Raw genomic sequence first — 26,215 nt, 5'->3', positions numbered from 1 at the left:
ATGGTACGCCGCGGAGGGGATGGTGGCGATCATCATGGGCGCGCGGTGGGCGCGGTGGCGCGCACGGGGCGCCAGGTGGGCGGGAGCAGCGCGGGCACGTGCGCCCCGCGCACTTCGGCGAACTCGGTTACGTCGTCGAGCAGTTGCCGGAGCGCCGCGCGCGGATCGCGTACCCCGTGCGCCGTCATGTACGAGGCGATCATGCCGACCGCGACCGGGGTCGCGAAGGAGGTGCCGCTCCACTGGGCGAGCCCCTCGAACATCACCTGGTCCGGCTTGGCGGTCGTGCCGTCCTCGCTCAACACACCCGTGTGACGGGGGTGGTTGCAGGTGCAGGCGTAGGTGAAGCCGTAGCGGCAGGCGTCGTAGGTGGAGTGCTGGTAGACGTACGGGACGGGCGTCTCGAAGCCGGTGAGGGCACTGGTCAGCCGCTCGCCGGGGGCGTAGGCCTTCACCCAGCCGCCGTGGTTGCTGAAGCACGCGCCGGCCTCCCCGTCGGCGCGCAGCGCTCCGACGGACAGCACGGTGTCCTCGTAGCCGGGGAGGTCCGCGTAGGCGGCGGGCCAGAAGGGCGTGGCGCTGCCGTTGTTGCCCGCGGCGGCGACCAACAGGGTGCCTCGGTCCCGCAGTTCGCGCATGAAGGCGTCGATGCCGAGGAGTCCGTCGGTGCGGCCGTTGGAGGTGCCCGCCGAAAGGCTGAGGACGTCCGGCCAGCCGCCCGCGTCGACGGCGTCGAAGAGCTTCTCGCCGAACTCGTGCTCCAGCACCGCCCCCGCGTCGTTGAGCGCGCCGCTGACGGTGATGTCGGTGTGCGGGGCGACGGCGGCGACCAGTCCGGCGATGAACGTGCCGTGTCCGCAGTACTGCTGGAGGATCCCGTCGTCGTCGCACTCGGCGACCTGGGCGTCCCCCACGGTGCGGGCGAGCGGCGGGTAGGAGCGGTAGTCGTGCATCAGGCCGGTGTCGACGACCAGGACGCGGGCCGCGTCCCCGGGCGGGTCGCCGTCGGTCTCGGCGACGGCCGGGTTCGGGCCGGCGTCGCGCGCCACGGGTACCGGCTCGTCGCCGGGGCAGGCGTTGACGGCGATGTGCACCACGTGGTTGCGGCTGACCATGCGCCGTCCTACGCGGCCCTGCACCGCGGACAGCGCGCGCAGCGCGCCCGTGACGGCCGGGTCCCCGGCGGCATCGCCCTCGCCGGGGTCGGAGACCTGGATGCGGACGACGCCGGAGCGGTTGGCCGCGGGGCCGAGCCGGCGCACGCGGTCCGGGACACCGGCGGCGAAGGTGGTGAAGTGCCCGCGCACGGTGTCCTCCACGACTTGGGCCTCCTCCCCCTCGCGGGCGAGGACGACGCCCTTCTCGTAGAGGAACTCCCCGGCGTCGTCGGGTCCGACGGCCAGCGGCACGTCGGGCATGGAGCGCTGGATCTGCCGGAACTGCTCATGGAATCGCCGGGGCGCCATGGCGTGTCCTCCACTCGGTCGACGGGGGCCGGGGCCGCGCAGTTGTCGTGAACTGGAGCCTCCGGACGGTCGTCTGATACAACGCCACATCTGTGAGGCATGGTTGCGGACCACTACCATCGTGGAGGTGACAGCCGGAAGCGACGCGGTGCAGGACCTCCTGCCGATGGTGTTCGCCGCCCCCGGCGAGGCCCGGACGAAGGCCGAGGCCGTCCTGCGCCACCGCCCCGAGCCCTTGCACGCCTCGGTCGCCCACCAGGTGATCGGCATCTGGCAGCGGGACTTCGGGGACATGCGGCTCGCCCTGCGCCATCTGCGCCGGGCGCGGGACTGGGCGGCCCGCGCGGGCTCGGCCGACCGGGAGGCGGACGTCCTCGCCACGCTCGGGGTCGCGCTGGTGCACTCGGGCCGCACCCGGCAGGGCCTGGACGCGCTGGGCCGGGGGGTGCGGCGCGGCACGGGCCACACACGCGCCCGGGTGCTGTTCCGGCGGGCGTACTCCTGGTGGGTGCTGGGCCACCACAAGGAGGCCCTGGAGGACGTACGGCGGGCCGTCCCCGTGCTGCGGCAGGCGGGGGACGTGATCTGGACGGCGCGGGCGCTGACGCTGCGGGCGACGGTGCACCTGGCGCTGGGCGCGGTGGAGCGGGCGGACGCCGACTTCGCGTCGGCGGAGGACCTGTGGGCGGTCACGGACCAGGAGCACGACAAGGCGGACGCGGTGGAGAGCCGGGGGCTGGCCGCCTTCCGGTCCGGTGACGTCCCGGCCGCGCTGCGGCTGCTGGACGAGGCGGAGGAGCGGTACGCCAAGCTGGGCACGCCGACGTTCATGCTGAGCATCCGGCGCTGCGAGGTGCTGATGGCGGCCGGTCTGGCGGCGGAGGCGCTGGCCGAGGCGGACGCGGCGATCGCCGAGCTGGACTCCATCGGCGGGCAGTCCACCCGCAAGGCGGAACTGCTGCTGGCCGCCGCGCGGGCCGCCCGGCTGGCCGACGACCCGGCGACGGCCATCGCGCGCGCGGCGCTCGCGGTGCGGCTGTTCGCGGGACAGCGGCGCTCCTGGTGGGAGGCGCATGCCCGACTGGTGCTGATCGGGGCCCGGCACGCGGCCGGTCGCCGTTCGGGCCGGCTGGTCGCGGACGCGGCGGCGGTCGCGGAGCGGCTGGTGGAACTCGGCGCGCCGGCCGCGCCGGAGGCGCTTTTGCTGGCCGGACGGATGGCGCTCGGCCTCGGCCGCACGGCGGACGCGGAACGGTATCTGGCGGTGGCCGCGCGCAGCAGACGGAGCGGGCCGCCGCTGGCGCGGATGACCGGCTGGGCGGCGCAGGCGCTGCGGGCCCGGGCGGCCGGCTCCACGCGGGGGATGCTGGAGGCGTGCCGGCGCGGCCTCGACGTGCTGGACGACCACCGGATGACGCTGGGCGCGTCGGAGCTGCGGGCCCGGGCCACCGCGCAGGGCGCGGAGCTTGCGGCGCTCGCGCAGCAGGCCGCCCTGCGGTCGGGAGGGCCGCGGCGGTTGCTGGTGTGGAGCGAACGCTGGCGGGCCACCGCGCTGTCCGCGCCGCCGACCCGGCCGCCGGCCGACCCTGAGCTGCTCCGGCACATGACCGCCTACCGGGAGATCGCCGCCCGCGCGGAGGCGACCCGGATGGAGGGCCGGCCGATGCCGGCCCTGGAGCGGGACCAACGGCGCCTGGAGCGGGAAATCCGCTCCCGCACCCTCCACATGCGGGCCGAGGCGCCCCACGGCGGCGACCGTTTCGACGCCGGCCGTCTGCTGGAGCGTCTGGGGGACGGCGTACGGCTGGTGGAGCTGGCCGTGGTCGACGGGCGGGTGCAGGTGCTGCTGTGCGGGCGGGGCAGGGTGCGCCGGTTCGAGGCGGGACTGCTGGCGGCGGCGGAGACGGAGGCCGAACACGTCCAGGCGGGACTGCGGCGGCTGGCGCATCCGGGGGCGCAGGCGCGGCTGCCGGTGGTGGAGGCGGCGGGCCGCCGCCTGGAGGAACTGCTGCTCGGTCCCGCTGTGACGCACCTCGGTGACGGTCCCCTGGTGATCGTGCCGCCGGGGCGGCTGCACCGAGTGCCGTGGGCGCTGCTGCCGTCGCTGCGGGAGCGGGTGGTCAGCGTGTCGCCGTCCGCCAGCAGTTGGCTGCGTGCGCGGGAGACGGTGCCGCCTCGCGGCGGACGCCAGGTACTGGTGCGTGGGCCCGGACTCGCCACGGGCGGCGCGGAGGTGACCCGGCTGGCCGACCGCTACGGCGGGGCCACGGTGCTGGAGCACCGGGACGCGTCCGTGCCGCGTGTGCTGGCGGAACTGGACGGTGCCGGGCTGGCGCACATCGCCGCGCACGGCACGTTCCGTACGGACGGCCCGATGTTCTCGGCGCTGCGGATGGCGGACGGTCCGCTGATCGTGCACGACTTCGAGCGGCTCGGCCGCAGCCCGTACCGGATCATCCTGTCCTGCTGCGACACCGCCCGCTTCGCCACCGTCGGCGCGGACGAACTCCTCGGCCTGGTCACGGCGTTGCTGCCGCTGGGCACGGCGGGGGTGGTGGCGTGCAGCGCCCCGGTCAACGACGCGGCGGTCGTCCCGCTGATGCTGGCGCTCCACGAGGGCCTGGAGGCGGGCCTGCCCCTCGCGGAAGCGCTGCGCGACGCCCGGGCAGCTCTCCCCCAGGACGCCCTGCACCGGGCCACGGGCTGGGCGTTCACTGCGTTCGGCGCGGCGTGAGAGGCGTGGTGCGACATGGGAGAAGTTGACGCATGCGTGGACGAGCCAGTCATGAACCCGGTACTCCTCGTGCGTCGCGGCGCGACTGGTGGGGCGTCGTGCTGGAGGCGCCTGATCCGTCGGCGCTCGCCCGCTTCTACTCGGAGCTGTTGGGCTGGGAGATCGGCAAGGAGGAGCCCGACGGCGCGGTCGTCGCTCCTCCGGAGGGCGTGGGGTACGTGGCCTTCCAGCTCTCGGACCCCTACGTCCCTCCCGTCTGGCCCGCACGAGAAGGCGCCCAGCGCATCACCATGCACCTGGACTTCGAGGTCGTCGATCTGCCGGCCTCCGTCGCGCACGCGCTGCAACTCGGCGCGCGGGAGGCCGGCGATCAGCCGCAGGACAACGTCCGGGTGATGCTCGACCCCGCCGGTCACCCCTTCTGTCTCTACCTGGACGAGGAGCAGTCGTGAACAGGCGGCGGCAGAAGAAGCTGACCCGTCGGCTGGTCGGGGCGGCGCCGTTCGGTGACAGCCGTGAGATCGACGCCCTGCTGCGGGCCGGGGCCGACCCGGAGGCCCGCGATCCCGAGGGCACCACGCCTCTCTACGCCGCGGCGGTCCACGGAGCCGCCGACAACGTACGGAGTCTGTTGAAAAGCGGCGCACTCCCCGACACCGAGAGCGGACATGGGAGCGAGGGCACGCCCCTGTGCGGGGCCGCGTGCTGGGGGCACACGGAGACGGTGCGGGTGCTCCTCGCCCACGGGGCCGACCCCTGCCTCCGGGAGGACCACGGGACGGGCCGTACGCCGCTCCGGTGGGCGGAGGAGGGTCCGTACCCGGAGACCGTCGCCGTTTTGATCGCCGCGGGCGCCCAGGGTGTCGGTCCGCGGGGATGAGAAGTGGAGGCCGGGCGCCTCCGTCTCGGTCGTCGTACGGCAGGCCCTGAGGGGTGATCCCGCCGGGCGCAGGCCAGTTGGTGTTCCCCTCCGGAGACGCCACCGGCCCGCGCCTGCCCGCAGGGCCCGCTCTAACCCTCGACGTCCAGCGCCGTTCCGTACAGCCGGTTCACCTTCAGGCGGATGACCAACCGCCGTTCGTCGACCAGCTGTTGCAGGACGGCGTCCTCGTCGTCCGGGCGGGCGAACCGCGAGACGATGTCGAGCAGTTCCCGGCCGGCCGCGTCACCCGGCACCGTCGTGACGTCCGACAGCTCGGCCTCGCCCTCGGCGACCGCGAACGACCAGACGTCGTCGCCCTGTACGTGCAGCGCCGCGTGCGGGTCGCGGCGCAGGTGCGCGACCTTGACGCGGTCGGCCGTGGTGGAGAACCGCACCGTGCGGGTGTCGGGGTCCCAGTCGTACACCATCGTGCTGAGGTGCGGGTGGCCGCTGCGTCTGACCGTGGCCAGCGTGCCGAACCGCTGTGCGCCGAGCAGGTCGGAGAGAGCGTCGTCGGTGAGGGAACGGGGTCCCGGTCGTGTCGTCACGTCCCGCACAACACCCGTTGCCCCGGGTTGGATTCCTCGTCACGCGAACAGGGGTCCGCCGTCGAACGGCGGGCCCCTGTCCTCGCATCGTCGGGACGACAGGATTTGAACCTGCGCCCCCTTGACCCCCAGTCAAGTGCGCTACCAAGCTGCGCCACGTCCCGATGCGGCTCCCGCGGTGAACCGCGTGATCTCGCAGGTCAACCCTACCGTATGCACGGGAGGGGACAGGCCGGGGCGGGGGCGCCGCACGCCCGCCCCTCGGATTGTCCTGTCAAATGGTTGACAGGACACCGAGCCGGACCCGAAGGTGGCGGGCGGAACAGGACCCGGCCGGAGAGAGGCAGTCATGGTGGATGCGCTGGGCGTCGCCGTCGTCGGATTCGGCTGGATGGGGCGGGTGCACACCCAGGCCTACGCACGGGTCGCGCACCACTTCCCGGGGCTGCCGCTGCGTCCGGAGCTGATCACCGTCGCCGAGGAGGTGCCGGGCCGGGCCGAGGAGGCCGCCGCGCAGTTCGGGTTCGCCTCGACGACCCGGGACTGGCGCGACGTGGCCGCCGACCCGCGCGTGCGGGCCGTCAGCATCACCGCGCCGAACTTCCTGCACCGCGAGATCGGCGTCGCCCTGGCGGAGGCCGGCAAGCACATCTGGATCGAGAAGCCGGTCGGTCTCACCGCGGACGACGCCCGGGCCGTCGCGGACGCGGCCGCCAAGGCCGGCGTCCAGGGTGCCGTCGGCTTCAACTACCGCAACGCGCCCGCCGTGGAGGCTGCCCGCGAACTGATCGCCTCCGGTGCGATCGGCACCGTCACCCACGCCCGCGTGCGGCTGTTCAGCGACTACGCGGCGCACCCCGACTCGGCGCTGACCTGGCGCTACGAGCGGGAGCGCGGCGGCAGCGGGGTGCTCGGCGACCTGGCCTCGCACGGCGCCGACCTGGCCCGCTTCCTGCTCGGCGACATCACCTCGCTGACCGCCGACACGGCGATCTTCTGCCCCGAGCGGGCCCGCCCGGCCGGCGCCACGGCCGGCCACTCCCGCGCGGCGGGGGGTGAGCTCGGCCCTGTGGAGAACGAGGACTACGTCAGCTGTCTGCTGCGGTTCGCCTCCGGTGCGCGTGGCGTGCTGGAGGCCTGCCGGGTCTCGGTGGGCGAGCAGAACAACTACGGCTTCGAGGTGCACGGCACCGAGGGCGCGGTGTTCTGGGACTTCCGCCGGATGAACGAACTGGGGGTCAGCCGCGGCACCGGCTACCAGGACCAGCCGGTCAGCACCGTGTACGTCGGGCCGAGAGACGGGGAGTTCGGGGCGTTCCAGCCGGGCGCCGCGAACGCCATGGGGTACGACGACCTGAAGGTGATCGAGGCGTACCGCTTCCTGCGGTCGGTCGCCGAGGGCGTCCCGTACGGCGCCACGCTCGCCGACGCCGTGCGCGGCGCCGTCGTGCTGGACGCGATGGTGCGGTCGGCGGAGAGCGGGTCCTGGGTGACGGTGGACGCGCCGGCGTGACTCCCCCGCCGGGGCGACGGTACTCACCCCGCCGCCGCGTTCTCCCTCCGTCCCAGCCACACCTTGACCGGCAGCAGCACCAGCCACCACCACATGGCGGCGGGCCCCACCAGCAGGGTCAGCGGAATGGTCACCACGAACACCACCACCGTGGCCCCCAGATCGATGGCGTAGAGGAACTGGTCCCGGACGGGTTCGGCGCCGCCGCGCAGCCAGGGCCGGCGGGCGATGACGGCGGCGAGCGCGAGGTGGACGGCGCCGAGGGAGGCCACGGCCGCCGAGTAGACGACCACGGAGACGCGTTCGTGGCCGTACTCGGAGACCAGCGCGGTGGGGAAGGGCAGCAGTGCGGCGAGGCCCAGGCCGAGGACGGTCAGTCCGATCACGTCGGGGTCGACCTGCCGCACCGGGCGGAAGATCGCCCGGTGGTCGCGCCAGAAGCCGCCCAGCACCGCCAGGCTGACGGCGTAGGCGCCCAGGTTGGGCAGGGTGTCGGCGAGCGCCTGGTGGAACTGTGCCGGGTCCAGGTCCTGCGGCACGGAGATGTCGAGGACCAGCAGGGTGATGGCGATGGCGAAGACGCCGTCGGAGAGCGCCACCAGCCGGTCGGGCCCTCCTTCCGTGGTCGGTTTCCTCATGCGCACGACGGTAGGCACGGTGCGACCGGGGGTCAGGGATACACGCCAGGCGGGTCACCCGCCCACGGCGGGGGCCGGCATGTTGTAGGGGGTCACCACCTGGATCGCGGACGGCAGGATCGGTCCGGCGGGAGGCAGCGCGCCGTGGGCGCGCATCACCAGGTGGCATGCCTCGCGCAGGTCGTGGCGCAGGTCGTGGTGGAGGACGGCGGACAGCCGGTGCTCGCGCAGCAGCCGGGTGTTGTCGTGGTCGAGGTCGTGGGCGATGAAGACGGCGCACTCGCGGCCGGCGTCCTGGAAGGCGCGCAGGGTGGCGATGTTGCCGCCGCCGATCGAGTACACGGCGCGGATCTCCGGGTCGCGTTCCAGGGCGGCGCGGACCAGGTCGTACTGGGTGGCGTCCAGGCCCTGGCCCTCGGCGATCTCGACGAGGGTGCGCTCCGGATGCCGGGCGCGCATGGTGCTGCGGAATCCCATCTCGCGCTCCTCCTCGTTGCGGAAGAAGCCGCTGGAGAGGCTGGTGAGGACGTTGCCGGGCCGGTCGCCGAGCCACTGCCCCATGAGGTAGGCGGCGGTGGCGCCCGCCGCGCGGTTGTCGCTGCCGACGTGGCCGACGCGGGCGCTGACCGGCAGGTCCGTCACCAGGGTGACGACCGGGACGCCGGCGGCCGCGAGCCGGCCGACGGCGGCGGTGACCTCGGGGACGTCGGGTGCCTTGAGGAGCACGCCCTGTGAGCCGCGGCGGGCGATCCGGTCGAGGACGGCGACCAGTTCCTCCGCCGGTCCGGTCTCCCGGAAGTGGAAGCGGGAACGCACCACCGCCGGGTGCAGGGAGGGCAGTTCGGCCTCCAGGGCGGCCCGTACGGCCGTGGAGAAGCGCTCCGGCGACTGCATGACGATGTCCACCATGAACGTCCGGCCGACCAGGCGGACCTGGGTGCGCTGCCGGTCCAGGTCGGCGACGGCCCGGTGCACCTCGCGCGCGGTGCTCTCCCGCACCCCGCCGCGGCCGTTGAGGACCCGGTCCACCGTGGCCTCGCTCAGTCCGGCCTGACGTGCGATTTCCCGGATGGGGAACGGGTGGCCCATGCGGTTGCTCCTGAGGGGTTTTTGATGGCTTCCTGATGGTGGTGCGAGGGGTTTGCTCTGACAAGAATGACATCACCCGCGTCGCTCCGTGACCCGAAGGGACGACTCCATGTCCGCATCGTCTTCCGTGCAGAACCCCGCGCCGGCCGCCTGGCTGTCGCGGCGGGACTGCGATCTGGACGCCTTCCGCGCCCTGGTCGAGCAGGCGACCGACGCCGCCGGCTACGGGCTGGCCTCCGCCGTCGACCGGAACGTGCTGCTCTACGACGCCGAGCGGCTCGCGCTCGCCGACCGCCGCTCCGCGCAGGCGGAACTGGTGCGCGCCCTCACCGACGGCCCCGGCATCGTGGTGATCCGCGGCGCCTTCTCCGACACCTCGGTGGTGGACCGGACCACCGCCGTGTTCGACGCCCTGATCGCGCAGCAGCGTGCCTCCGGCGCCACCGCCGGCGACCACTTCGCCAAGCCGGGCGCCAACGACCGGGTGTGGAACGCCCTGGAGAAGGCGGCCCTGCACGACCCGGAGGCGTTCGCCGACTACTACGCCAACGACATGATCGCCCTGGTGTCCACGGCCTGGCTGGGCCCCGGCTACCAGGTCACCTCGCAGGTCAACGTCGTCAACCCGGGCGGCGCGGCGCAGACCGTGCACCGCGACTACCACCTCGGCTTCCTCTCCGACGAGACCGCCGCCGCCTACCCGGCGCACGTGCACCGCCTCTCCCCCGTGCTCACCCTCCAGGGAGCCGTCGCCCACTGCGACATGCCCGTCGAGTCCGGGCCGACGCTGTACCTGCCGCACTCGCAGAAGTACGAGCCCGGCTACCTGGCCTGGCGGCGGCCCGAGTTCCGGGCGTACTTCGAGGAGCACCACGTCCAGCTGCCGCTGGCCAAGGGCGACGCGGTGTTCTTCAACCCGGCCCTGTTCCACGCCGCCGGCGCCAACCACTCGGCGGACATCCGGCGCGCGGCCAACCTGCTCCAGGTGTCCTCCGCGTTCGGGCGGGCCATGGAGACCGTGGACCGGGAGGCCGTGGTGGGCGCCGTCTACCCGGTGCTGCTGGCCCGCAAGGCCGAGGGTGCCTCCGAGCAGTGGCTGGAGAACGTGATCGCGGCGAGCGCCGAGGGCTACCCGTTCCCCACCAACCTGGACAACGACCCGCCGGTCGACGGTCTCGCGCCGCCCTCGCAGGCCGACGTGGTGCGCCGGGCGCTGCGCGAGGGCCGGACCCCCCGGGCCCTGCGCGACGAGCTGCGGGCCGCCGCCGCACGCCGCGCGAGCTGAACCCCGACACCGAAGAACCCGGAAGGACATCATGGGACTTCTCGACGACAAGGTCGTCCTCGTCAACGGCGGCAGCCAGGGTGTGGGTGCCGCCGTCGCACGGGCCGCGGTGCGCGAGGGCGCGGTCGTGGCGGTCAGCGGCCGCCGCCCGGAGCCGGGTGAGGCGCTGGTCGCCGAACTGGCCGGGCAGGGCGGCAAGGCCATGTTCGTACGGGCCGACCTGGCCGACGCGGAGCAGGCCAGGGAATCGGTCGCCCAGGTCGTCCAGGCGTACGGCCGAATCGACTGTCTGGTCAACTCCGCCGGACTGACCTCACGCGGGACGCTCCTGGACACCACGCCCGAGCTGTTCGACCAGCACATCGCGATCAACCTCAAGGCGCCGTTCTTCGCCATGCAGGCGGCGGTCGCCGACATGGTGCGGCGCGCCGAGCCCGGCACGATCGTCAACGTCATCACCTCCTCGGCGCACGGCGGGCAGCCGTTCCTCGCGCCGTACGTCGCCGCGAAGGCGGGGCTGATGGGCCTGACCCGCAACGCGGCGCACGCGCACCGGTGGGACCGGATCCGGATCAACGGCCTGAACATCGGCTGGACCGCGACGGAGGGCGAGGACGCCACCCAGCGCACCTTCCACGGCGCCGGCGACGACTGGCGGGAGCGGGCCGCGGCGCGGCTGCCGATGGGGAAGCTCGGCCGGCCGGACGAGATCGCCGACTTCGTGGTCCTGCTGCTCTCCGAGCGGTCCGGGGTGGTCACCGGGTCCGTGATCGACTGGGACCAGAACGTCCTCGGCGGCCTCGACTGACCGTCCCCCCGCGCCCGACCGCACCGGCAGTACCCCCAGCACCACCCGCACCGAAGGAGCACCGCCCCATGCGCATCGGAATCCTCGGCCTCGGCCGCATCGGCGCCTTCCACGCCGAGACCCTGTCCGGGCTCGACGCCGTCGAGTCCCTCGTCGTCTCCGACCCGTTCGCGGACGCCGCGAAGGCCGCCGCGGAGCGCTTCGGCGCGCAGGTCGCGGACTCCCCCGAGGCCCTGCTGGCGGCCGGGGTGGACGGCGTGGTCGTGGCCGCCGCGACCGACGCCCACCCGCATCTGATCACGGCCTGCGTCGAGGCGGGTGTCCCCGTCTTCTGCGAGAAGCCCGTCGCCCGCACCATGACCGAGGGCGTCGAGGTGCTGAAGGCCGTCGCGGGCCGGGACGTGCCCGTGCAGATCGGCTACAACCGCCGTTTCGACGCCGGCTTCGTCGCCGCCCACGCCGCCGTCCGGGCGGGCGAGCTGGGCACGCTGCACACCGTACGCTCGACGACCCTGGACCCGGCCCCGCCGCCCGCCGCGTACATCGCCGCGTCCGGGGGCATCTTCCGGGACTGCTCGGTGCACGACTTCGACATCATCCGCTGGGTGACCGGCCGCGAGGTGACCGAGGTGTACGCGGTCGGCGGCAACCGGGGCGCCGACTTCATCAAGGAGGCGGGTGACGCAGACACCACCGGCGCCGTGCTCACCCTGGACGACGGCACCATCGCCGTGGTCTCCAACAGCCGCCACAACGGCCGGGGTTACGACGTCCGCATGGAGATCCACGGCTTCGCCGACTCCATCGCGGTGGGCCTCGAGGACAAGCTGCCGCTGCGCTCCGTCGAGCCGGGCGTGACGTTCCCGGCGGGTGTGCCGCACGACTTCTTCATGGACCGCTTCACCGACGCCTACCGCGCCGAACTCACCGCGTTCACCGAGGTGGTGGCCGGGTCGCGCACGTCGCCGTGCACCATCGCGGACGCGCTGGAGGCGGGCTGGATCGCCGAGGCGTGCACACTGTCGCTGCACGAGCACCGTCCCGTCACCCTCGAGGAGGTACGGCAGGCATGAGCGAGTGCGCTCCACTGCGCATCGGCATCCTGGGGGCCGCACGGATCACCGAGCGCGCCCTCGTCGCCCCGGCCCGGGCCGGCGGCCACCGTCTGGTCGCGGTGGCCGCCCGCGACCGCTCCCGTGCCGAGGTCTTCGCCGCCGCGCACGGTGTGGAGCGGACCCTCGGCTCGTACGCCGAACTGCTCGCCGACCCCGAGGTCGAGGTGGTCTACAACCCGCTCGCCAACGGGCTGCACGGACCGTGGAACCTGGCGGCGCTGGCGGCCGGCAAGCATGTGCTGACGGAGAAGCCGTCGGCGAGCAACGCCGCGGAGGCCGAGGAGGTGCGGGAGGCGGCGAGGGCGTCCGGCACCGTGTTCATGGAGGCCTTCCACTACCTGTTCCACCCGGTGACCCGGCGGCTGCACGAGCTGCTGGCCTCCGGTGAACTGGGCGAACTGCGGCACGCCGAGGCGTTGGTGGCCATCCCCGCCCCGGAGGCGGACGACCCGCGCTGGTCGCTGCCGCTGGCCGGGGGTGCCCTGATGGACCTCGGCTGCTACGGCCTGCACGCGCTGCGCGTGCTCGCCCCGTACGCGGGTGGCGCGCCGCGCCCGGTCGCGGCACGGGCCGGGGAGCGGACGGGCGCGCCGGGCGTGGACGAGTGGCTGGACGCCGACCTGTTGTTCCCGGGGGGCGCCACCGGCACGGCCCGCTGCCACATGGCGTACGACCGCCTGGAGATGAGCCTGCGGATCGTCGGCAGCCGGGGCGAGGCGACCGCCCCGAACTTCGTGCTGCCGCAGCTGGACGACCGGGTCGTGATCCGCACCGCCGAGGGCGAGCGCACGGAGCACCTGGGCACCCGCTCGTCGTACGCCTACCAGTTGGAGGCGTTCGCCGCCCGGGTACGTCGGGAGGCGTCCCTGCCCCTCGACGCGGACGACGCGGTGGCGACGATGCGGCTGATCGACGCGTGCTACACGGCCGCGGGACTGTCCCCACGGCCTCGCACCGCACCCTGAGCCGACTCGCGGTACGCAACGGCCCGCCGACGCGGGTGTGGGCCGGGGGGAGTCTGCGCAACCCGGCGCTACGGGGTGCCGCCGCGCCCACCCGTACGCAACGGCCCGCCGACGCGGGTGTGGGCCGGGGCTCCGCACCGCGACGCCGGCGCGGGTGTGGGCCGGGGGGAGTCTGCGCAACCCGGCGCTACGGGGTGCCGCCGCGCCCACCCGTGCCGCCCCAGCGGCACGACTGCCCGCAGCTGGCGGGGGCGTGCCCCGCCGCCCGGCCGCGCGTCTACGGTTGGCAGGAGCGGCGTCCGCCACCGCTGTTGGTCGTGCCGCGCGCGGCGGGGAGGGGACGGGGTGGGGGTGGGCGCCCGCAGCGGCTGGCGCGTCCGCGCCCAGTAGGCGGGCTTCCTCGCGCCAGACCGAGGACGACCGCCCCCACCGCGGCCCCGCACCACCCACCGCCCGTAGGCGCTACGCCCGCCCCCACCGAAGCGCAACCCTGCGCCGCAGGCACACGACCTCACCCCCACCGGTCAGAACCGTCGCCGCAGACACACAGCCCCAACCCCCACCGGTCAGAACCGGCGCCGCAGACACACAGCCCCAACCCCCACCGGACAGAACCGGCGCCGCAGCGACGCGAGCTCAGCCCAGTGCCGCCTTCACCGCGTCGCGGACCAGTGCCGCCTCGCGGGCCTTGCGGCGGGCGCGGTTGCGGCGGGCGAGGAGCACGATCGCGGTGACCACCGCGATCAGCAGCAGCACGAGCAGCGTGAGCGTCCACGGGACGGCCCACGCGCCCGCAGTCCCCTCGACCGGCTTCAGCGGAGTCGTGGACCCGGAGGCGTCCGTCAGCAGGGGCAGCACCTTCGCGGTGGCCGTGAGCCGGACCCCGGGGGCGACGTCCGCCACAGGCACCGTCACCTTCCACCGCTCCCCCGGCAGCAGCGCGGGCGTGTCGGGCAGGTCGCCCGCGGCCGTGCGCAGCCATCCGAACGGTCCCTCCACGGCCACCTCCTGACGTCCCGAGAGCAGGGCGTTGCCCGTGTTGTGGACCGTGTAGGTGACGGTGGCCGAGCCCTTCGAGAAGGGACCCGCGCTGCCGTGGTAGTCGAGGTGCGCGTCCTCCACCGCGAGGCGCGGCTTCAGCTCGCCGCCGACCCGGACGGCGACACGGAGGCCGAGGCGCCGGTCGACGTTGATACCGGCGGCGGTGTCGGCCTGCTTGAGGGAGGTGAGGAGGCCGCCGACGTGGTCGCCGGGGGTGGCGTTCTCCGGGACGGTGACGGTGAAGGGGACGTCGGCCGACTTCCCGGGCGCGACGGTGACGGCGGTGACCTCCGGGCGGGTCCACACGCCCACGCCGGTCGACTTCTTGTCGCGGGTGAGCAGGTCGAGCTGTCCGGCGTCGGTGGTGTAGCCGTCGGAGGCGTAGACGGCGAGCCGCAGCGGTGTCCTGCCGCGGTTGGTGACGACCATGGTGTCCTCGACCGTGCCGCCCGGGTTCACCGCGTAGCTGAAGCTGGAGCGGTCGTCGCCGTAGGCGTTGGCGCCGGTGCGGACCCGCCAGCTGACGTCGCCGTCGGCGGCCGCCGCGGGTGTCGGGTGCGCGCAGACGAGTGCGAGGGCCGTCAGCAGGCCGAGGACGGCGGCGCGGAGAAGTACGGTGAGGCGAACGGGAAGGCGGGGTGTCCGTCGGGAGACGGCGAGCACGTGCATACGGGGGGTTCTCCAGGAGCGGGAGGCGTGGCGGGGCACACAAGGTGCGTGCCCCGCCACGCCGTCGGACGGATCAGCTGCTCAGCGCGGTGATCGTGAGGGTCGCCCGGTAGGAGCCCTTCGCGACGCTGTCCGGGATCTTCAGGTCCAGGTCGGCGCCCAGCCGGGCCTCGCCCCTTGGGTGGCCCTGCTCGGCGGAGGCGAGCCCCCGCGAGACGGACAGACCGGCACCCTTGTCGTCGTAGCCGGAGGCCACGGCGGAGGCCGCCTTGGCGCCCGCGCCGCCGTTGAGGACGTACGGCTTCCAGCCGAGGTAGGAGCCGGAGAACTTCTTGCCGGCGTCCTGGAAGTCGCTCACGTTGGCCGAGACCGACCAGGGCGCGAGCGAGCGGCGGCTGTCGGTCACCCGGAGCGGGTTGATCTTGCCGGCGGCCTCGAAGTGGTCGCCGTCGCGCTCCGTGGCCGTACCGAGGTCGACCAGGCCGTTGTAGCCGTCGATGGTCCAGCCGAACTCGCCGGGCGCCGCGTCCGGGACGTTCACCTGGAGGGACTGTCCGTCACCGTTGTACGGGTGCACGGTGACCTTGTCGACCACCGAGCCGACCGGCCTGTCCGGGTTGGAGCAGGGGACGTTGCCGTTGTCGACGGCCGGGTTCGGCGTGGCGCAGGTGCCGGAGCGCACGTTCTCCAGGACCAGCTTGTCGGACCGGACCTTGACGCGGACGTAGGAGCGGACGTGCTCCTGGTTCTCGACCGAGTTGAACCAGAAGTTGTCCGGGTTGAGCGGGTCGGGGCCGTTGCCCTGGACGCCCGTGCCGGAGTTGTCGGGCTTCTTGATGTCGTAGTACTTCGAGCCCGAGGCGGAGTTGGCGGTCACGTAGATGACGCCGCCCGGGCCCGGGTAGACCTCGGCCTGGCCCGGCTGCTCCGTCGGATCGGCCTTCTGGCCGTTCTTGATGGCGTAGCTGCGCGAGTAGCTGTGGTCGTGGCCCTGCAGCACCATGTCGATGCCCAGGTCGGAGAACGCCGTGGTGAAGTCCTTGCGGCGGTCCTTGTTGCCCTGGTCGTAGGAGTGGCTGGCGGGCGAGTAGATGGAGTGGTGGTAGACCAGCACCTTCCACTTGGCTTCCGAGCCGTGCTTCTTGATGACGTCGGTGATGTAGTCGACGTGCTGGGCGTCCTTGGTGTCGCTCTGGGCGTTGCTGTTGATGTCGATGAACAGCACGTCCTTGTGGATGAACCAGTAGTCGCCGCCGGACCGGGTCGCCGCGTCCTTGTCGTAGTACGCGTCGGACCGGTCGGTGTTGGGCGTGAAGTGGTGCTGCTCGTAGGCCTTGCCGCCGACGTCGTGGTTGCCGATGGTGGCGGCGAGCGGGACCTGGCGGAGCTGGTCGGGGCCGAGGAACGACGTCCACTGCTTCTCGTCGTTGGCGCTCTCGACGTGGTCGCCGCCGGACACGAGCAGTTCGGCGTCGGGGTTGGCCTCGGTGGCCACCTTCAGGGTGTCGGCCCAGCCCGCGCCGTCCTTCTGCGCGTCGCCGCTGGAGCCGATCTGCGGGTCGCCGAGGAAGAGGAAGTCGTAGTCGCCCTCGAAGTCACGCGTCCTGAAGGTGTACGTCTTCGACCAGTTGCCCTCGGAGCCGACCCGGTAGGAGTACTCGACGTTCTCCTTGAGGCCGGTGACGGTGGCGTGGCGGTTGAAGCCGCCACTGGAGGCGATGTTGGCGCCGCCGGTGGCGGCGAAGGTGGCCGCGTCGGCCGGGAACCCTCCGTCGGTGACGGTGGCGGTGGGGGCGACCTGGAGCTGCTGCGCGGTGTCCGCGGTGGAGTACCAGGTGACGGTCCGCTGGGTCTCGTCGGCGCCGACGCCGAGGACGACGCCGGACAGTTCGGCGGAGTCGGCCGCGACGGCCGGGGCCGCCCCGCCGCCGCCGAGCGCCATGGTCAGTCCCAGGACCGCCGTGGCGGCACCGCCGGCCACACGGCGCCGGACGGAGCCGTCGGTCTGGGTCTTGCTGCTGGGTCTCATGAGTTCTTTCGTTCCTTGTGCGTACATGAGTGCACGGATTGGCGATGTGAACGGTGTCGGCCCGCCATGAACCGGTGGGGAACGCTCCGATCGCCTTGCCTGAACGTTTCGCCAAGGGCGGTTCAGGTTTCGGTAATGCGCTGCACGCACCAGATCAGGCCCATGACGGCGACCCCGGCGGCGGCGAGTCCGGTGACGAGGCGGCCCGCCCGGGGTGCCCGGTGCCGCAGCATCGCCAGCGCGGGGAAGCTGAGCCCGATGAGCGCCAGCTGCACCGCCTCGATCCCGAGGTTGAACACCGCCAGCGACCACAGCAGGGTCCAGGACCACGCCGCGTCGATGCCCAGCGCCCCCGCGAACCCGAGCCCGTGCACCAGCCCGAAGCAGAACACGACGGCCAGCCGGGTCCAGCCGGCCCGGTCGAGCCGGAAGTGGCCTCGCCCGAACGTGGGCCGGCGGTCGTCGCGGCGGGCGAGCCGCCACAGGTGCCAGCCCGCGACGACGGCGATCGACGCGGCGATGACGGGTTCCACGACGTCGGCGGGGACGTCCACCAGGCCGAGCGCGGCGAGCAGGAAGGTGACCGAGTGGGCCAATGTGAAGCTGGTCGCGGCGAGCACGACCTCACGCGGGGTGCGCGAGCCCACGATCAGGGCCAGCAGGAACAGGATGTGGTCGACGCCGGTCAGCAGGTGCTCGGCGCCCAGGCGGAAGAACTCCGCGAACCGCTCGTACCAGGCCTGGTCGAGGGAGAAGGACGGGTGGGCGGCGTCGAGCGCGGCGCTGCCCGAGAGTCCGTCGACGGCATAGGTGACGATCGTCTTCGTGTCCTTGACGTACTGCTCCCGGTCGGGGAACAGCGTGCTGCGCAGCGTCGGTCCGTCGCCGTCCGCGCAGGTCCAGTCGAGGACGAGGACGGCGTACGGGACGCCCTCGCGCCGGGTCATGGTGACGTCGCCCGCCCGGTGGGCGGTGCAGGGCCGGCCGCCGGAGGTGAGGGAGAAGCGCCGGGTGACGTAGCCGACCGCGGCCTTCGCGTGGTCGTCGAGCACCCGGGCCCGGCTGCGGTCGTCGCCGTTCTCGAAGGCGGCCGTGCCCTCCCGGAAGAGGGCGTCGTCGTCCTCCGCGTCGGCGGCGGAGACGACGAGCAGGTCGTACTCGAGCTCCAGGGTGGTGCGGGGCCGGCCGTCGGTCTCGACGACGTCGGCGTACACGGTGGAGGTGAAGCCGTGAGCCTGCGCCGGCCCGCCGAACCCGGCCAGGGCGGCGACGGTCAGGCACAGGGTGAGAAGAGTGCGGCGAATCCGCTGTGACATGGTGCTCCTTCAGGTTTCCGGAGCACCGTGCGCGGGGCGGATGAACGGCTTCCGACGCGGTGGCGAAACGTCGGACAACAACCCGTTCCCGGGCCCTCGACGGGGTCGGTGAGGGTGTGCGGCGGCGCAGGATGGGGGCGCGCCCATCCGCGCACACCGCACCCGCCACCGCTCAGAGGGACGATCGTCTTGCGTTCACCGCTTCGGGCCGCCGCCGTGCTGGCAGCGGTCGCCGCACTGGCCACCGGATGCGCCTCGGCCGACGACTGGTCGCGACCGCACGCCGCCCCCACGTCCGTGGGCGCGCTCGGCCCGGGGTTCGTCGACCCCACCGCCACGCCCACGCCGGAGGCGACCGTGACCCCGCGGCCGGGCTCCTGGGACGACGTGCACCCGCCGAAGGGGTACCGGGTCGTGCTGCTGACCGCCGGGGACGACCGGCCGACGAGGTCGCTGGTGAGCGCGGTGCAGGAGTGGGCCGAGGAGGAGGACGTCGACCTGCGCACGGTGACCGCCGACGACCCCACCGGTTACGTCGCCGCCGTGCAGGAGGCCATGGACATGGGGCCGGACCTCGTGGTCAGCGCGGGGAACGACCTGGTGGACCCGCTCGCGGCGGTCACCCCGAGCCATCTGGGCCAGCGGTTCCTGGTGGTGGGGGCGGAGCTGGCCGAGCCGACGGAGAACGTGACGGCCGCCGACTGGAGCGGGGCCTCGTTCCGCGGCGAGGGGCTCGGCATGTCGTCCACGTACGACCCGGCGTCCTTCACCGAGGCCCGCTGCGCCGCCGCCGTGCGGGCGGGGGTGGCGGCGGTGCTGAACGGCCTGACGGGCATTGTGCTGTGGCTGGACGACGTGGCGTAGGGCCGGCCCGTACGCGACGGGCGGGTTCAGGCGTACAGCGGCGGCCTCTGCGCGAGGTCGACCCGCACCCGGCCGCCCTCCTCCATGGCGCGGACGCCGGCCTCGCAGACGGCCGCAGCGGCGTAGCCGTCCCAGGTGCTGGGGCCGGTGACCTCGCCGCGGCGGGTGGCGTCGACCCAGGCCCGCACCTCGTCGTCGTAGGCCTGGGCGAAGCGCTCGGTCCAGTCCTGGGCGATGGTGCCACCCCAGCGTCCCGCCATGTTGGTGACCAGCTGGTGGCCGTCGCCGATGCGGGCGGTGCCGCGTTCGCAGACCGCCTCGGCCTGCACCTGGTAGCCGAAGCCGCAGTTGACGAAGATCTCGACGTCGGAGAGCGCGCCGCCGTCGGTCTCCAGGACGACGAACTGCGGGTCGCGCAGTCCGTCGGGGGCGCCGGCGGACGGGGCCGGCCGCAGCACCGTCACGGCGGTGATCTCGTGGCCCAGCAGCCAGCGGGTGGCGTCGACCTCGTGGGCGACGGAGTCGCTGATCAGCATGGAGCTGGTGAAGAACGGCGGGCTGGCCACGTTGCGGTGACGGTTGTGCAGCATCAGTGGCCGGCCCAGCTGTCCGCTGCCCAGCAGGGCCTTCAGGCGGACGTACTCGGTGTCGTAGCGGCGCATGAAGCCGACCTGCACCCGGCGGTGGCCGAGAGCCTGTTCGGCTTCCACGACGCGCAGCGCGGAGGCCGCGTCGGGGGTGAGCGGCTTCTCGCACAGCACGGGAAGGTCCCGCGCGAACGCGGCGAGCAGGGCCTCCTCGTGGGCGGGCCCCGAGGAGGCGATCAGTACGGCGTCGACGGCGTCCGACGCCATCGCCTCGGCCGCGTCGGTGTGGGCGGTGCAGCCGTCGACGCCGGCCGCGACGGCCTTGGCGCGTTCGCCGTCGATGTCGACGACCGCCGCGACCCGCGCCCCGCTGATCACCCGGTCGATCCGCCGCACGTGGTCGGCGCCCATGCGGCCGGTGCCGATCACGGCGATGCCGAGGGGCTCGCGCCGGTTCATGTGTGTCGCCTCCCGGTCCGGTGGGTGGTGGTCAGGCGCCGCAGGAGCGGAGGAACTTCCGGGTGCGCACCGCGATGGGCAGCGGCTTGTCGGGCTCGCAGGGGTACATGTCCTGCTCGACGATCGCGAACAGGTCCACGCCCAGCTTCTGCGCGGCCGTGAGGACCGGGCCCAGCTCCGGCACGCCGGCGGGCGGCTCGCACATCACGCCGCGCTGGACGGCGGGTCCGAAGGGGATCTCGTTCTTGACGACGTCGGCGAGGATCTCCGGGTCGACCTGCTTGAGGTGCAGGTAGCCGATGCGTTCGCCGTAGGTCTCGATCAGCTTGACGCTGTCACCGCCGCAGTAGGCGTAGTGCCCGGTGTCCAGGCAGAGGTTGACCAGGCGCGAGTCGGTGGAGTCGAGGAACCGCTCGACGTGCTGCTCGGTGTCGATGTGGGTGTCGGCGTGCGGGTGGACGACGATGTCGAGTCCGTACGTCTCCTTCACCTCGCGGCCGAGGCGTTCCATGCCCCGGGTGAGGTGGCCCCACTGCTCGGTGGTCAGCTCCGGGGGTTCGAGGATCTCGGCGGTCTTGTCGTCGCGCCAGAACGACGGGATGACGACCAGGTGCTCGGCGCCCATCGCCTGGGTGAGCGCGGCGACGCGGCTGACCTGCTCCCAGGTGGCGTCCCACTCGGACGGGCCGCGGTGCAGCCCGCAGAAGATGGTGCCGGCGGAGACGCTCAGGTTGCGGCTGCGCACCTCGTCGGTGAGGCGGGCCGGGTCGGTCGGCAGGTAGCCGTAGGGGCCGAGTTCGATCCAGGAGTAGCCGGCCTCGGCGACCTCGTCGAGGAAGCGCTGCCAGGGCACCTGCTGCGGGTCGTCGGGGAACCAGACGCCCCAGGAGTCGGGGGCGGAACCGACCCGGATGCGGTCGAGCGCGACTGCCATGTCAGGACTTCCCTTCCGGGGCTGCGGCCGTGGGTGCCCGGAGGACGCCCGCTTCCGGGAGTCCCTCCGTGTCGACGCCGCGGACCTGCGCCAGCTCGTGCTTGAGGGCGGCCAGTTCCGCGCCGCCGGCCATGTGGTTGGTCAGCTCCTCGAGGCTGACCTGGCTGCGGTCGGCGCTGAGCTCCAGGGTGCCCAGGCGCAGCACGTTGAACTGGTCGCCGACCATGTAGGCGTGGTGTGGGTTGTGGGTGATGAAGATGACGCCGAGGCCGCGGTCGCGGGCCATGGCGATGTACTTCAGGACGACGCCGGACTGCTTGACGCCGAGGGCGGCGGTCGGCTCGTCGAGGATGAGGACGCGGGCGCCGAAGTAGACGGCCCGGGCGATCGCCACGCACTGGCGCTGGCCGCCGGAGAGCGTGCCGATGGGCTGCTCCAGGTCGTCCAGGACGATGCCCATGTTGCGCAGTTCCTCGTCGGCGGTCCGCTTCATGCGGTCGATGTCGAGGCGGCGCAGCGGCCAGGGGCCCTTGGTCATCTCGGAGCCGAGGAAGAAGTTCCGCCACACCGGCATCAGCGGGACGACGGCGAGGTCCTGGTAGACGGTGGCGATGCCCTTGTCGAGGGCCTCGCGCGGGGTGGAGAAGTGCACCGGTTCGCCGTCGACGAGGAACTCGCCCTCGGTGTGCCGGTGCAGCCCCGAGATGATCTTGATGAGGGTGGACTTGCCGGCGCCGTTGTCGCCGAGGACGCAGGTCACCCGGCCGGGGTGGACGGTCAGGTCGACGCCGTGCAGGGCGCGGATGTTGCCGTAGGACTTGCCGGCGGCGCGGAGTTCGACCAGGGGACGGTCGCCCTCGGCCGGGGTGTCGGTGAGGACGGCACCGTCGGTGCCGGTCGTCTTGTCGGTCATTGCGGTCACCTCCGGGTCGCCGTGCGCTGGACCCACAGATTGATGAGGACGGCGCCGAGCAGCATCACGCCGAGGAAGGCCTTGAACCAGTCGGGGTTCCAGCCGGCGTAGACGATGCCCTGCTGCACCATGCCGAACATGAAGGCACCGAAGACCGGTCCGATCGCCGAGCCGTAGCCGCCGGTGAGCAGACAACCGCCGATGACGGCCGCGGCGATGTAGATGAGCTCCTGGCCCACGCCCTCGCCGGACTGCACGGTGTTGAAGGAGAACAGGTTGTGCATGCCGACGAACCAGGCGCCGAAGCCGACCAGCATGAACAGGGAGATCTTGGTGAAGGTGACGGGGACACCCACCGCGCGGGCGCTCTCCTTGTTGCCGCCGACCGCGAAGATCCAGTTGCCGTACTTGGTGCGCAGCAGGACCCAGGTGGCGAGGGCGGCGAAGACCAGCCACCAGATCACGGTGATCTTCACCTGGACGCCGCCGACCTCGAAGCTGGACGCGAACAGGGCCTTGGCCTGGTCGAAGCCGTCCATGTCGCTGATGTTGTCGGTGGCGACGTTGCCGGTGACGAGCTTGGTCACCGCGAGGTTGACGCCCTGGAGGATCAGGAAGGTGCCGAGGGTGACCAGGAAGCTGGGCAGCCCGGTCTTCACCAGCAGCCAGCCGTTGAAGAAGCCGACGGCGAGGGACACCAGGAGGGCGACGATCACGCCCACCCACACGTTCAGGGTGAGCTGGTAGCTGAGCATGCTCGCGGTGAGCGCCGAGGTGACGACGGCGACGCCGGCCGAGAGGTCGAACTCGCCGCCGATCATCAGCACGGGCAGCGCCATGATCCCGATGGTCGACGACTGGTACAGGATGTTGGCCATCGAGCTGCCGTCGCGCACCGGCGGGGCGGCGAACAGGAAGAACACCAGGACGGCGACGGCGCCGAGGAACACGCCGACCTCGGGCCGGGCGAGCAGCCGCAGCGCCAGCGGGCGCCGCGTGGTGCGGCCGTCCTTCTGCTGCTCGGGGCCGGGGGCCGGCGGCGTGGTCGCCGCCGGCTCAGCCTGTTGGGCCATGCTCATCACCGGGTGCCCTTCGCGGCGTACTGGGAGACCGCGTCGACGTTGGACTTGTCGACGAACGCCGGACCGGTCAGCACGGGCTGCTCGCCGCCACCGCTGTAGTTGCCGTTGTTCTTGTAGAGCCACAGGCCGTCGACGGCGAGGTAGCCCTGGAGGTAGGGCTGCTGGTCCACCGCGAACTGGATGTCACCGTCCTTGATGGCGCCGGTCAGCTCCTTGTTCAGGTCGAACGTGGCGACCTTGGCCTTGCTGCCGGCCTCCTGGACGGACTGCACCGCGGTCGGCGCGAAGGGCGCGCCGAGGGTGACGACGTAGTCGATGGAGGAGTCCTGCTTCAGCTTGGCGCTGATGGTCGACTTCACCGACGGCATGTCGGTGCCGTTGACGTTGAGGACCTGCGTCTTGCCCTCGAAGGTCTTCTCCAGACCGGCGCAGCGCTGGGTCAGACCGATGTTGCCCTGCTCCTGGACCACGCAGACGGCGTTCTTGGCGCCGACCTCGTTGAGCTTCTTGCCGAACGCCTCGCCCGCGACGGTCTCGTCCTGCCCGAAGAACTCCAGCAGCCCGAGGTCCTTCCAGTCGCTGAGTCCGGAGTTGATGCCGACGACCGGGATTCCCGCCGCCTCGGCCTTGGCTATGACGCCCTTGAGCGCGTCCGGCTTGGCGAGGGTGACGGCGATGCCGTCGACCTTCTGGTCGATCGCGTTCTGCACCAGGTTGGCCTGGTTGCCCGCGTTCGGGTCCGCCGAGTAGATCAGCTTGACGTTGTCCTTGTCGGCGGCGGTCTGCGCACCCTTGCGCACGATGTCCCAGAAGGTGTCGCCGGGCGCCTGGTGGGTGACCAGGGCCACCGTCATCTGCGGCGTCGAGGCCTTGCCGGCCGAGGCGTCCGCTCCGCCTTCCTCGGACTTCTTGCCTCCGGAGCCGCTGGAGCAACCGGCGAGGGTCAGGGCGGCTGCCGCCGCGACCGCGACGAACGGTACGACTCTGCGGGAGCGGGGGTGGGAAGAGCGGTCCATCAGTCGTGCACCTCACTGTGCTTCACGGGGGAAAGGGCGAGGAGTCCGAGAGTCCGATGCCCGGAACCTCGGGAGTCCGGGGGTGTGTGCCATCACACATGGCGGTTGTGCTGGGACGCGATCCAATCCCCAGAACCGCCTGCTGTCAATACTTTGTTAAGACATCATTTCACGCGCTCGTCCGAATGTAAGTACAAACTATTGACACCGCCGCCCCTCGAGACCTACACCTGGGAGGCGGCAGGTCCCCGGAAGCACGTCCCACCGTGGCAGGGCGTCCTGGGACCCGCATCCCCAGCACCTCGAGGAGCGTCGCTCAATGGCCACACCACAGTATTTCGACCTCGTCACCATGGGACGCATCGGGGTCGACCTTTATCCTCTGCAGACCGGGGTGCCGTTGTCGCAGGTGGAGACGTTCGGGAAGTTCCTGGGCGGTTCGGCCGCCAATGTCGCGGTGGCCGCGGCGCGGCTCGGCCGCTCCACCGCGGTGATCACCCGCACCGGCGACGACCCCTTCGGCACCTACCTGCACGAGGCGCTGAAGGACTTCGGCGTGGACGACCGCTGGGTGACGCCGGTGGCCGCCCTCTCGACCCCCGTGACCTTCTGCGAGATCTTCCCGCCGGACGACTTCCCCCTCTACTTCTACCGCCGCCCCAAGGCCCCCGACCTGGAGATCCACCCGCACGAGCTGGACCTGCCCGCGGTCCGCTCGGCCGGCATCTTCTGGATCACCGGTACCGGGCTGAGCGAGGAGCCGAGCCGCACCGCCACCCTCACCGCCCTGGAGGCGCGCGACAAGGCCGGCACCACCGTCTTCGACCTGGACTGGCGCCCCATGTTCTGGCGGGACCCGGACCAGGCCCGCCCGTACTACCGCGAGGCGCTGCGCCACGCCACGGTCGCGGTCGGCAACCTCGACGAGTGCGAGATCGCCACCGGCGTGCGCGAGCCCGAGGCGTGCGCGGAGGCGCTGCTGGCCGCCGGGGTGGAGCTGGCCGTGGTCAAGCAGGGTCCCCGGGGTGTGCTGGCCGTGCACCGGGACGGCACCCGCGCCGAGGTGGAGCCGGTGCCGGTCGAGGTGGTCAACGGTCTCGGCGCCGGGGACGCCTTCGGCGGCTCGCTCTGCCACGGTCTGCTCGCCGGGTGGGACCTGGAGCGGACCATGCGCCACGCCAACGCGGCCGGTGCCCTCGTCGCCTCGCGCCTCGCCTGTTCGTCCGCCATGCCGACCGAGTCGGAGGTCGCGGACCTCCTCGCGCGGGCCGTGCCGCCGGACGCGGCGGGCCGGCCGAGCCAGTCCTGAACGGAGCCCTTCCCTTGAATCTCAGCATCCCCGACCTCACCACGGTCCGCGCCCGGCATCCCGAGGCCGTCGCCGAGGCGGCCGCCCGCCGGGCCCGCCGTCCGCTGATCGGCGACAGCGGACGGCTGCTGATCGTGGCCGCCGACCACCCCGCCCGGGGCGCGCTCGGCATAGGCGACCGGCGCCTGGCCATGGCGGACCGGGCCGACCTGCTGGAACGCCTGTGCGTCGCACTGTCCCGGCCGGGGGTGGACGGGGTGCTGGCCACCGCCGACATCCTGGAGGACCTGCTGCTGCTCGGCGCACTGGAGAACAAGGTCGTCATGGGGTCGATGAACCGCGGGGGCCTGGCCGGGGCGTCCTTCGAGATGGACGACCGTTTCACCGGCCACCGCGCCGAGGACATCGAGCGGCTCGGCTTCGACGCGGGCAAACTGCTGGTCCGCATCGACTACGACGACCCCGGCTCGCTGACCACGCTGGAGTCCTCGGCCCGCGCCGTGGACGCGATGGCCGCGCGCCGGCTGCCGGTGTTCGTGGAGCCGTTCATCTCCCGCCGGGTGGACGGCCGGGTCCGCAACGACCTGTCCGCCGAGGCCGTCACCCGGTCCATCGCGATCGCCTCGGGGCTCGGCGGCACCTCCGCCTACACCTGGCTGAAGCTGCCGGTCACCGAGGACGTCGACGACATGGCGGAGGTGCTGCGCAGTTCGACGCTGCCGGTGGTGCTGCTCGGCGGCGAGGTCGGCGACCAGGAGGCGGCCTACGAGCGGTGGGGCAAGGCACTGCGGCTGCCCACCGTGCAGGGCATGGTCGTCGGCCGCTCCCTGCTCTATCCGGCCGAGGGCAGTGTGGAGACGGCGGTGGACACGGCCGTCGGCCTGTTGTGAGAAGCCCGTACGACGACGTACGC

Annotated in this window: 23 protein-coding genes and 1 tRNA gene; 11 read left to right on the top strand and 13 right to left on the bottom strand. The window is 72.7% G+C overall.

What is annotated here, in order from left to right; genetic code table 11:
- Nucleotides 1–32: 32 nt before the first annotated feature.
- On the bottom strand, nt 33–1,466 hold the full coding sequence (locus F3L20_RS15450) for a S8/S53 family peptidase (protein WP_150154883.1): 1,434 nt from the start codon (nt 1,464–1,466) through the stop codon (nt 33–35).
- Between the two features lie 166 nt (nt 1,467–1,632).
- Between F3L20_RS15450 and F3L20_RS15445 the strand changes: the two genes are divergently transcribed.
- The 3 genes from F3L20_RS15445 to F3L20_RS15435 all read left to right on the top strand — a co-directional run bounded on the left by F3L20_RS15445 (nt 1,633) and on the right by F3L20_RS15435 (nt 5,080).
- Entirely contained in the window at nt 1,633–4,200 is a 2,568-nt protein-coding gene (locus F3L20_RS15445) for a CHAT domain-containing protein (RefSeq protein WP_240810940.1), read from the top strand.
- A 98-nt stretch (nt 4,201–4,298) separates the two neighbouring features.
- A complete protein-coding gene (locus tag F3L20_RS15440) occupies nt 4,299–4,652 on the top strand; it encodes a VOC family protein (RefSeq protein ID WP_346768109.1) in 354 nt (117 codons plus the stop codon).
- The gene (locus F3L20_RS15435) at nt 4,649–5,080 is read left to right on the top strand and encodes an ankyrin repeat domain-containing protein (RefSeq protein ID WP_150154880.1); all 432 of its coding nucleotides are present in this window, start codon (nt 4,649–4,651) and stop codon (nt 5,078–5,080) included. Before F3L20_RS15440 ends, F3L20_RS15435 begins: the two co-directional genes overlap by 4 nt.
- A gap of 131 nt (nt 5,081–5,211) precedes the next feature.
- Here F3L20_RS15435 and F3L20_RS15430 read toward each other — a convergent pair whose 3' ends face one another.
- Nucleotides 5,212–5,670 carry a PPOX class F420-dependent oxidoreductase gene (locus F3L20_RS15430; protein ID WP_150154879.1) on the bottom strand — a complete coding sequence of 153 codons (459 nt, stop codon included), beginning with the start codon at nt 5,668–5,670 and terminating at the stop codon, nt 5,212–5,214.
- Between the two features lie 90 nt (nt 5,671–5,760).
- Nucleotides 5,761–5,834: transfer RNA gene (locus F3L20_RS15425), tRNA-Pro, on the bottom strand.
- Nucleotides 5,835–6,019: 185 nt separating this feature from the next.
- Between F3L20_RS15425 and F3L20_RS15420 the strand changes: the two genes are divergently transcribed.
- Complete coding sequence (locus tag F3L20_RS15420) at nt 6,020–7,183, top strand: Gfo/Idh/MocA family protein (RefSeq protein ID WP_150154878.1); 1,164 nt, start codon at nt 6,020–6,022, stop codon at nt 7,181–7,183.
- Between the two features lie 23 nt (nt 7,184–7,206).
- Here the strand turns inward: F3L20_RS15420 and F3L20_RS15415 are convergent, their stop codons facing one another.
- Both F3L20_RS15415 and F3L20_RS15410 read right to left on the bottom strand, forming a co-directional pair.
- Nucleotides 7,207–7,782 (bottom strand): TMEM175 family protein, encoded by a 576-nt coding sequence (locus F3L20_RS15415; RefSeq protein WP_150157350.1) that lies wholly within the window; start codon nt 7,780–7,782, stop codon nt 7,207–7,209.
- Nucleotides 7,783–7,875: 93 nt separating this feature from the next.
- On the bottom strand, nt 7,876–8,910 hold the full coding sequence (locus tag F3L20_RS15410; RefSeq protein WP_150154877.1) for a LacI family DNA-binding transcriptional regulator: 1,035 nt from the start codon (nt 8,908–8,910) through the stop codon (nt 7,876–7,878).
- Nucleotides 8,911–9,019: 109 nt separating this feature from the next.
- On the opposite strand from F3L20_RS15410, the gene F3L20_RS15405 reads away from it, so the two are divergent.
- From F3L20_RS15405 to F3L20_RS15390, 4 genes are all read left to right on the top strand, one after another.
- Complete coding sequence (locus F3L20_RS15405; RefSeq protein WP_150154876.1) at nt 9,020–10,195, top strand: phytanoyl-CoA dioxygenase family protein; 1,176 nt, start codon at nt 9,020–9,022, stop codon at nt 10,193–10,195.
- A gap of 31 nt (nt 10,196–10,226) precedes the next feature.
- Entirely contained in the window at nt 10,227–11,003 is a 777-nt protein-coding gene (locus F3L20_RS15400; RefSeq protein ID WP_150154875.1) for an SDR family oxidoreductase, read from the top strand.
- 68 nt (nt 11,004–11,071) lie between these two features.
- Nucleotides 11,072–12,076, top strand: a complete 1,005-nt coding sequence (locus F3L20_RS15395) for a Gfo/Idh/MocA family protein (protein WP_150154874.1) — start codon at nt 11,072–11,074, stop codon at nt 12,074–12,076.
- Nucleotides 12,073–13,083 carry a Gfo/Idh/MocA family protein gene (locus F3L20_RS15390; protein WP_150154873.1) on the top strand — a complete coding sequence of 337 codons (1,011 nt, stop codon included), beginning with the start codon at nt 12,073–12,075 and terminating at the stop codon, nt 13,081–13,083. The genes F3L20_RS15395 and F3L20_RS15390 overlap by 4 nt, the downstream gene beginning before the upstream one ends.
- A 636-nt stretch (nt 13,084–13,719) precedes the next feature.
- Here F3L20_RS15390 and F3L20_RS15385 read toward each other — a convergent pair.
- The 3 genes from F3L20_RS15385 to F3L20_RS15375 all read right to left on the bottom strand — a co-directional run bounded on the left by F3L20_RS15385 (nt 13,720) and on the right by F3L20_RS15375 (nt 18,138).
- Nucleotides 13,720–14,793, bottom strand: coding sequence for a WxL protein peptidoglycan domain-containing protein (locus F3L20_RS15385; protein WP_150154872.1), 1,074 nt, complete (start codon nt 14,791–14,793; stop codon nt 13,720–13,722).
- 73 nt (nt 14,794–14,866) lie between these two features.
- Nucleotides 14,867–16,822, bottom strand: a complete 1,956-nt coding sequence (locus F3L20_RS15380) for an FN3 domain-containing metallophosphoesterase family protein (protein ID WP_150154871.1) — start codon at nt 16,820–16,822, stop codon at nt 14,867–14,869.
- A 122-nt stretch (nt 16,823–16,944) separates the two neighbouring features.
- On the bottom strand, nt 16,945–18,138 hold the full coding sequence (locus F3L20_RS15375; RefSeq protein WP_150154870.1) for a HupE/UreJ family protein: 1,194 nt from the start codon (nt 18,136–18,138) through the stop codon (nt 16,945–16,947).
- A 189-nt stretch (nt 18,139–18,327) separates the two neighbouring features.
- Here F3L20_RS15375 and F3L20_RS15370 point away from each other — a divergent pair, with 189 nt between their 5' ends.
- Complete coding sequence (locus tag F3L20_RS15370; protein ID WP_150154869.1) at nt 18,328–19,002, top strand: hypothetical protein; 675 nt, start codon at nt 18,328–18,330, stop codon at nt 19,000–19,002.
- A 26-nt stretch (nt 19,003–19,028) separates the two neighbouring features.
- Here F3L20_RS15370 and F3L20_RS15365 read toward each other — a convergent pair whose 3' ends face one another.
- Genes F3L20_RS15365 through F3L20_RS15345 form a run of 5 tightly spaced genes read right to left on the bottom strand, consistent with a single transcriptional unit; the run spans nt 19,029 to nt 23,993 of the window.
- Nucleotides 19,029–20,048 carry a Gfo/Idh/MocA family protein gene (locus F3L20_RS15365; protein ID WP_150154868.1) on the bottom strand — a complete coding sequence of 340 codons (1,020 nt, stop codon included), beginning with the start codon at nt 20,046–20,048 and terminating at the stop codon, nt 19,029–19,031.
- Between the two features lie 31 nt (nt 20,049–20,079).
- On the bottom strand, nt 20,080–20,982 hold the full coding sequence (locus F3L20_RS15360) for a sugar phosphate isomerase/epimerase family protein (RefSeq protein WP_150154867.1): 903 nt from the start codon (nt 20,980–20,982) through the stop codon (nt 20,080–20,082).
- Between the two features lies 1 nt (nt 20,983).
- Nucleotides 20,984–21,895 (bottom strand): ATP-binding cassette domain-containing protein, encoded by a 912-nt coding sequence (locus tag F3L20_RS15355; protein WP_150154866.1) that lies wholly within the window; start codon nt 21,893–21,895, stop codon nt 20,984–20,986.
- Between the two features lie 5 nt (nt 21,896–21,900).
- Nucleotides 21,901–22,974, bottom strand: a complete 1,074-nt coding sequence (locus F3L20_RS15350; protein ID WP_150154865.1) for an ABC transporter permease — start codon at nt 22,972–22,974, stop codon at nt 21,901–21,903.
- Entirely contained in the window at nt 22,974–23,993 is a 1,020-nt protein-coding gene (locus tag F3L20_RS15345) for a sugar ABC transporter substrate-binding protein (RefSeq protein ID WP_145824905.1), read from the bottom strand. Before F3L20_RS15345 ends, F3L20_RS15350 begins: the two co-directional genes overlap by 1 nt.
- Nucleotides 23,994–24,312: 319 nt before the next feature.
- On the opposite strand from F3L20_RS15345, the gene iolC reads away from it, so the two are divergent.
- Both iolC and F3L20_RS15335 read left to right on the top strand, forming a co-directional pair.
- Nucleotides 24,313–25,302, top strand: coding sequence for a 5-dehydro-2-deoxygluconokinase (gene iolC / locus F3L20_RS15340; RefSeq protein ID WP_150154864.1), 990 nt, complete (start codon nt 24,313–24,315; stop codon nt 25,300–25,302).
- A 14-nt stretch (nt 25,303–25,316) separates the two neighbouring features.
- Nucleotides 25,317–26,192, top strand: a complete 876-nt coding sequence (locus tag F3L20_RS15335; RefSeq protein ID WP_150154863.1) for a Cgl0159 family (beta/alpha)8-fold protein — start codon at nt 25,317–25,319, stop codon at nt 26,190–26,192.
- Nucleotides 26,193–26,215: the final 23 nt, after the last annotated feature.

The organism is Streptomyces tendae (genome assembly GCF_008632955.1).
In the GTDB taxonomy this organism is placed as follows: domain Bacteria; phylum Actinomycetota; class Actinomycetes; order Streptomycetales; family Streptomycetaceae; genus Streptomyces.
The sequence above is the reverse complement of the archived record's forward strand: the minus strand, read 5'-3'. Positions and strand labels throughout refer to the sequence as shown.

Coding starts and splice junctions, on each gene's coding strand:
- F3L20_RS15360 (WP_150154867.1), bottom strand. CDS start 20,982: ATGGCAGTCGCGCTCGACCGCATCCGGGTCGGTTCCGCCCCCGACTCC.
- F3L20_RS15420 (WP_150154878.1), top strand. CDS start 6,020: ATGGTGGATGCGCTGGGCGTCGCCGTCGTCGGATTCGGCTGGATGGGG.
- F3L20_RS15385 (WP_150154872.1), bottom strand. CDS start 14,793: ATGCACGTGCTCGCCGTCTCCCGACGGACACCCCGCCTTCCCGTTCGC.
- F3L20_RS15375 (WP_150154870.1), bottom strand. CDS start 18,138: ATGTCACAGCGGATTCGCCGCACTCTTCTCACCCTGTGCCTGACCGTC.
- F3L20_RS15410 (WP_150154877.1), bottom strand. CDS start 8,910: ATGGGCCACCCGTTCCCCATCCGGGAAATCGCACGTCAGGCCGGACTG.
- F3L20_RS15365 (WP_150154868.1), bottom strand. CDS start 20,048: ATGAACCGGCGCGAGCCCCTCGGCATCGCCGTGATCGGCACCGGCCGC.
- F3L20_RS15380 (WP_150154871.1), bottom strand. CDS start 16,822: ATGAGACCCAGCAGCAAGACCCAGACCGACGGCTCCGTCCGGCGCCGT.
- F3L20_RS15450 (WP_150154883.1), bottom strand. CDS start 1,466: ATGGCGCCCCGGCGATTCCATGAGCAGTTCCGGCAGATCCAGCGCTCC.
- F3L20_RS15405 (WP_150154876.1), top strand. CDS start 9,020: ATGTCCGCATCGTCTTCCGTGCAGAACCCCGCGCCGGCCGCCTGGCTG.
- F3L20_RS15445 (WP_240810940.1), top strand. CDS start 1,633: ATGGTGTTCGCCGCCCCCGGCGAGGCCCGGACGAAGGCCGAGGCCGTC.
- F3L20_RS15350 (WP_150154865.1), bottom strand. CDS start 22,974: ATGAGCATGGCCCAACAGGCTGAGCCGGCGGCGACCACGCCGCCGGCC.
- F3L20_RS15390 (WP_150154873.1), top strand. CDS start 12,073: ATGAGCGAGTGCGCTCCACTGCGCATCGGCATCCTGGGGGCCGCACGG.
- F3L20_RS15400 (WP_150154875.1), top strand. CDS start 10,227: ATGGGACTTCTCGACGACAAGGTCGTCCTCGTCAACGGCGGCAGCCAG.
- F3L20_RS15355 (WP_150154866.1), bottom strand. CDS start 21,895: ATGACCGACAAGACGACCGGCACCGACGGTGCCGTCCTCACCGACACC.
- iolC (WP_150154864.1), top strand. CDS start 24,313: ATGGCCACACCACAGTATTTCGACCTCGTCACCATGGGACGCATCGGG.
- F3L20_RS15345 (WP_145824905.1), bottom strand. CDS start 23,993: ATGGACCGCTCTTCCCACCCCCGCTCCCGCAGAGTCGTACCGTTCGTC.
- F3L20_RS15395 (WP_150154874.1), top strand. CDS start 11,072: ATGCGCATCGGAATCCTCGGCCTCGGCCGCATCGGCGCCTTCCACGCC.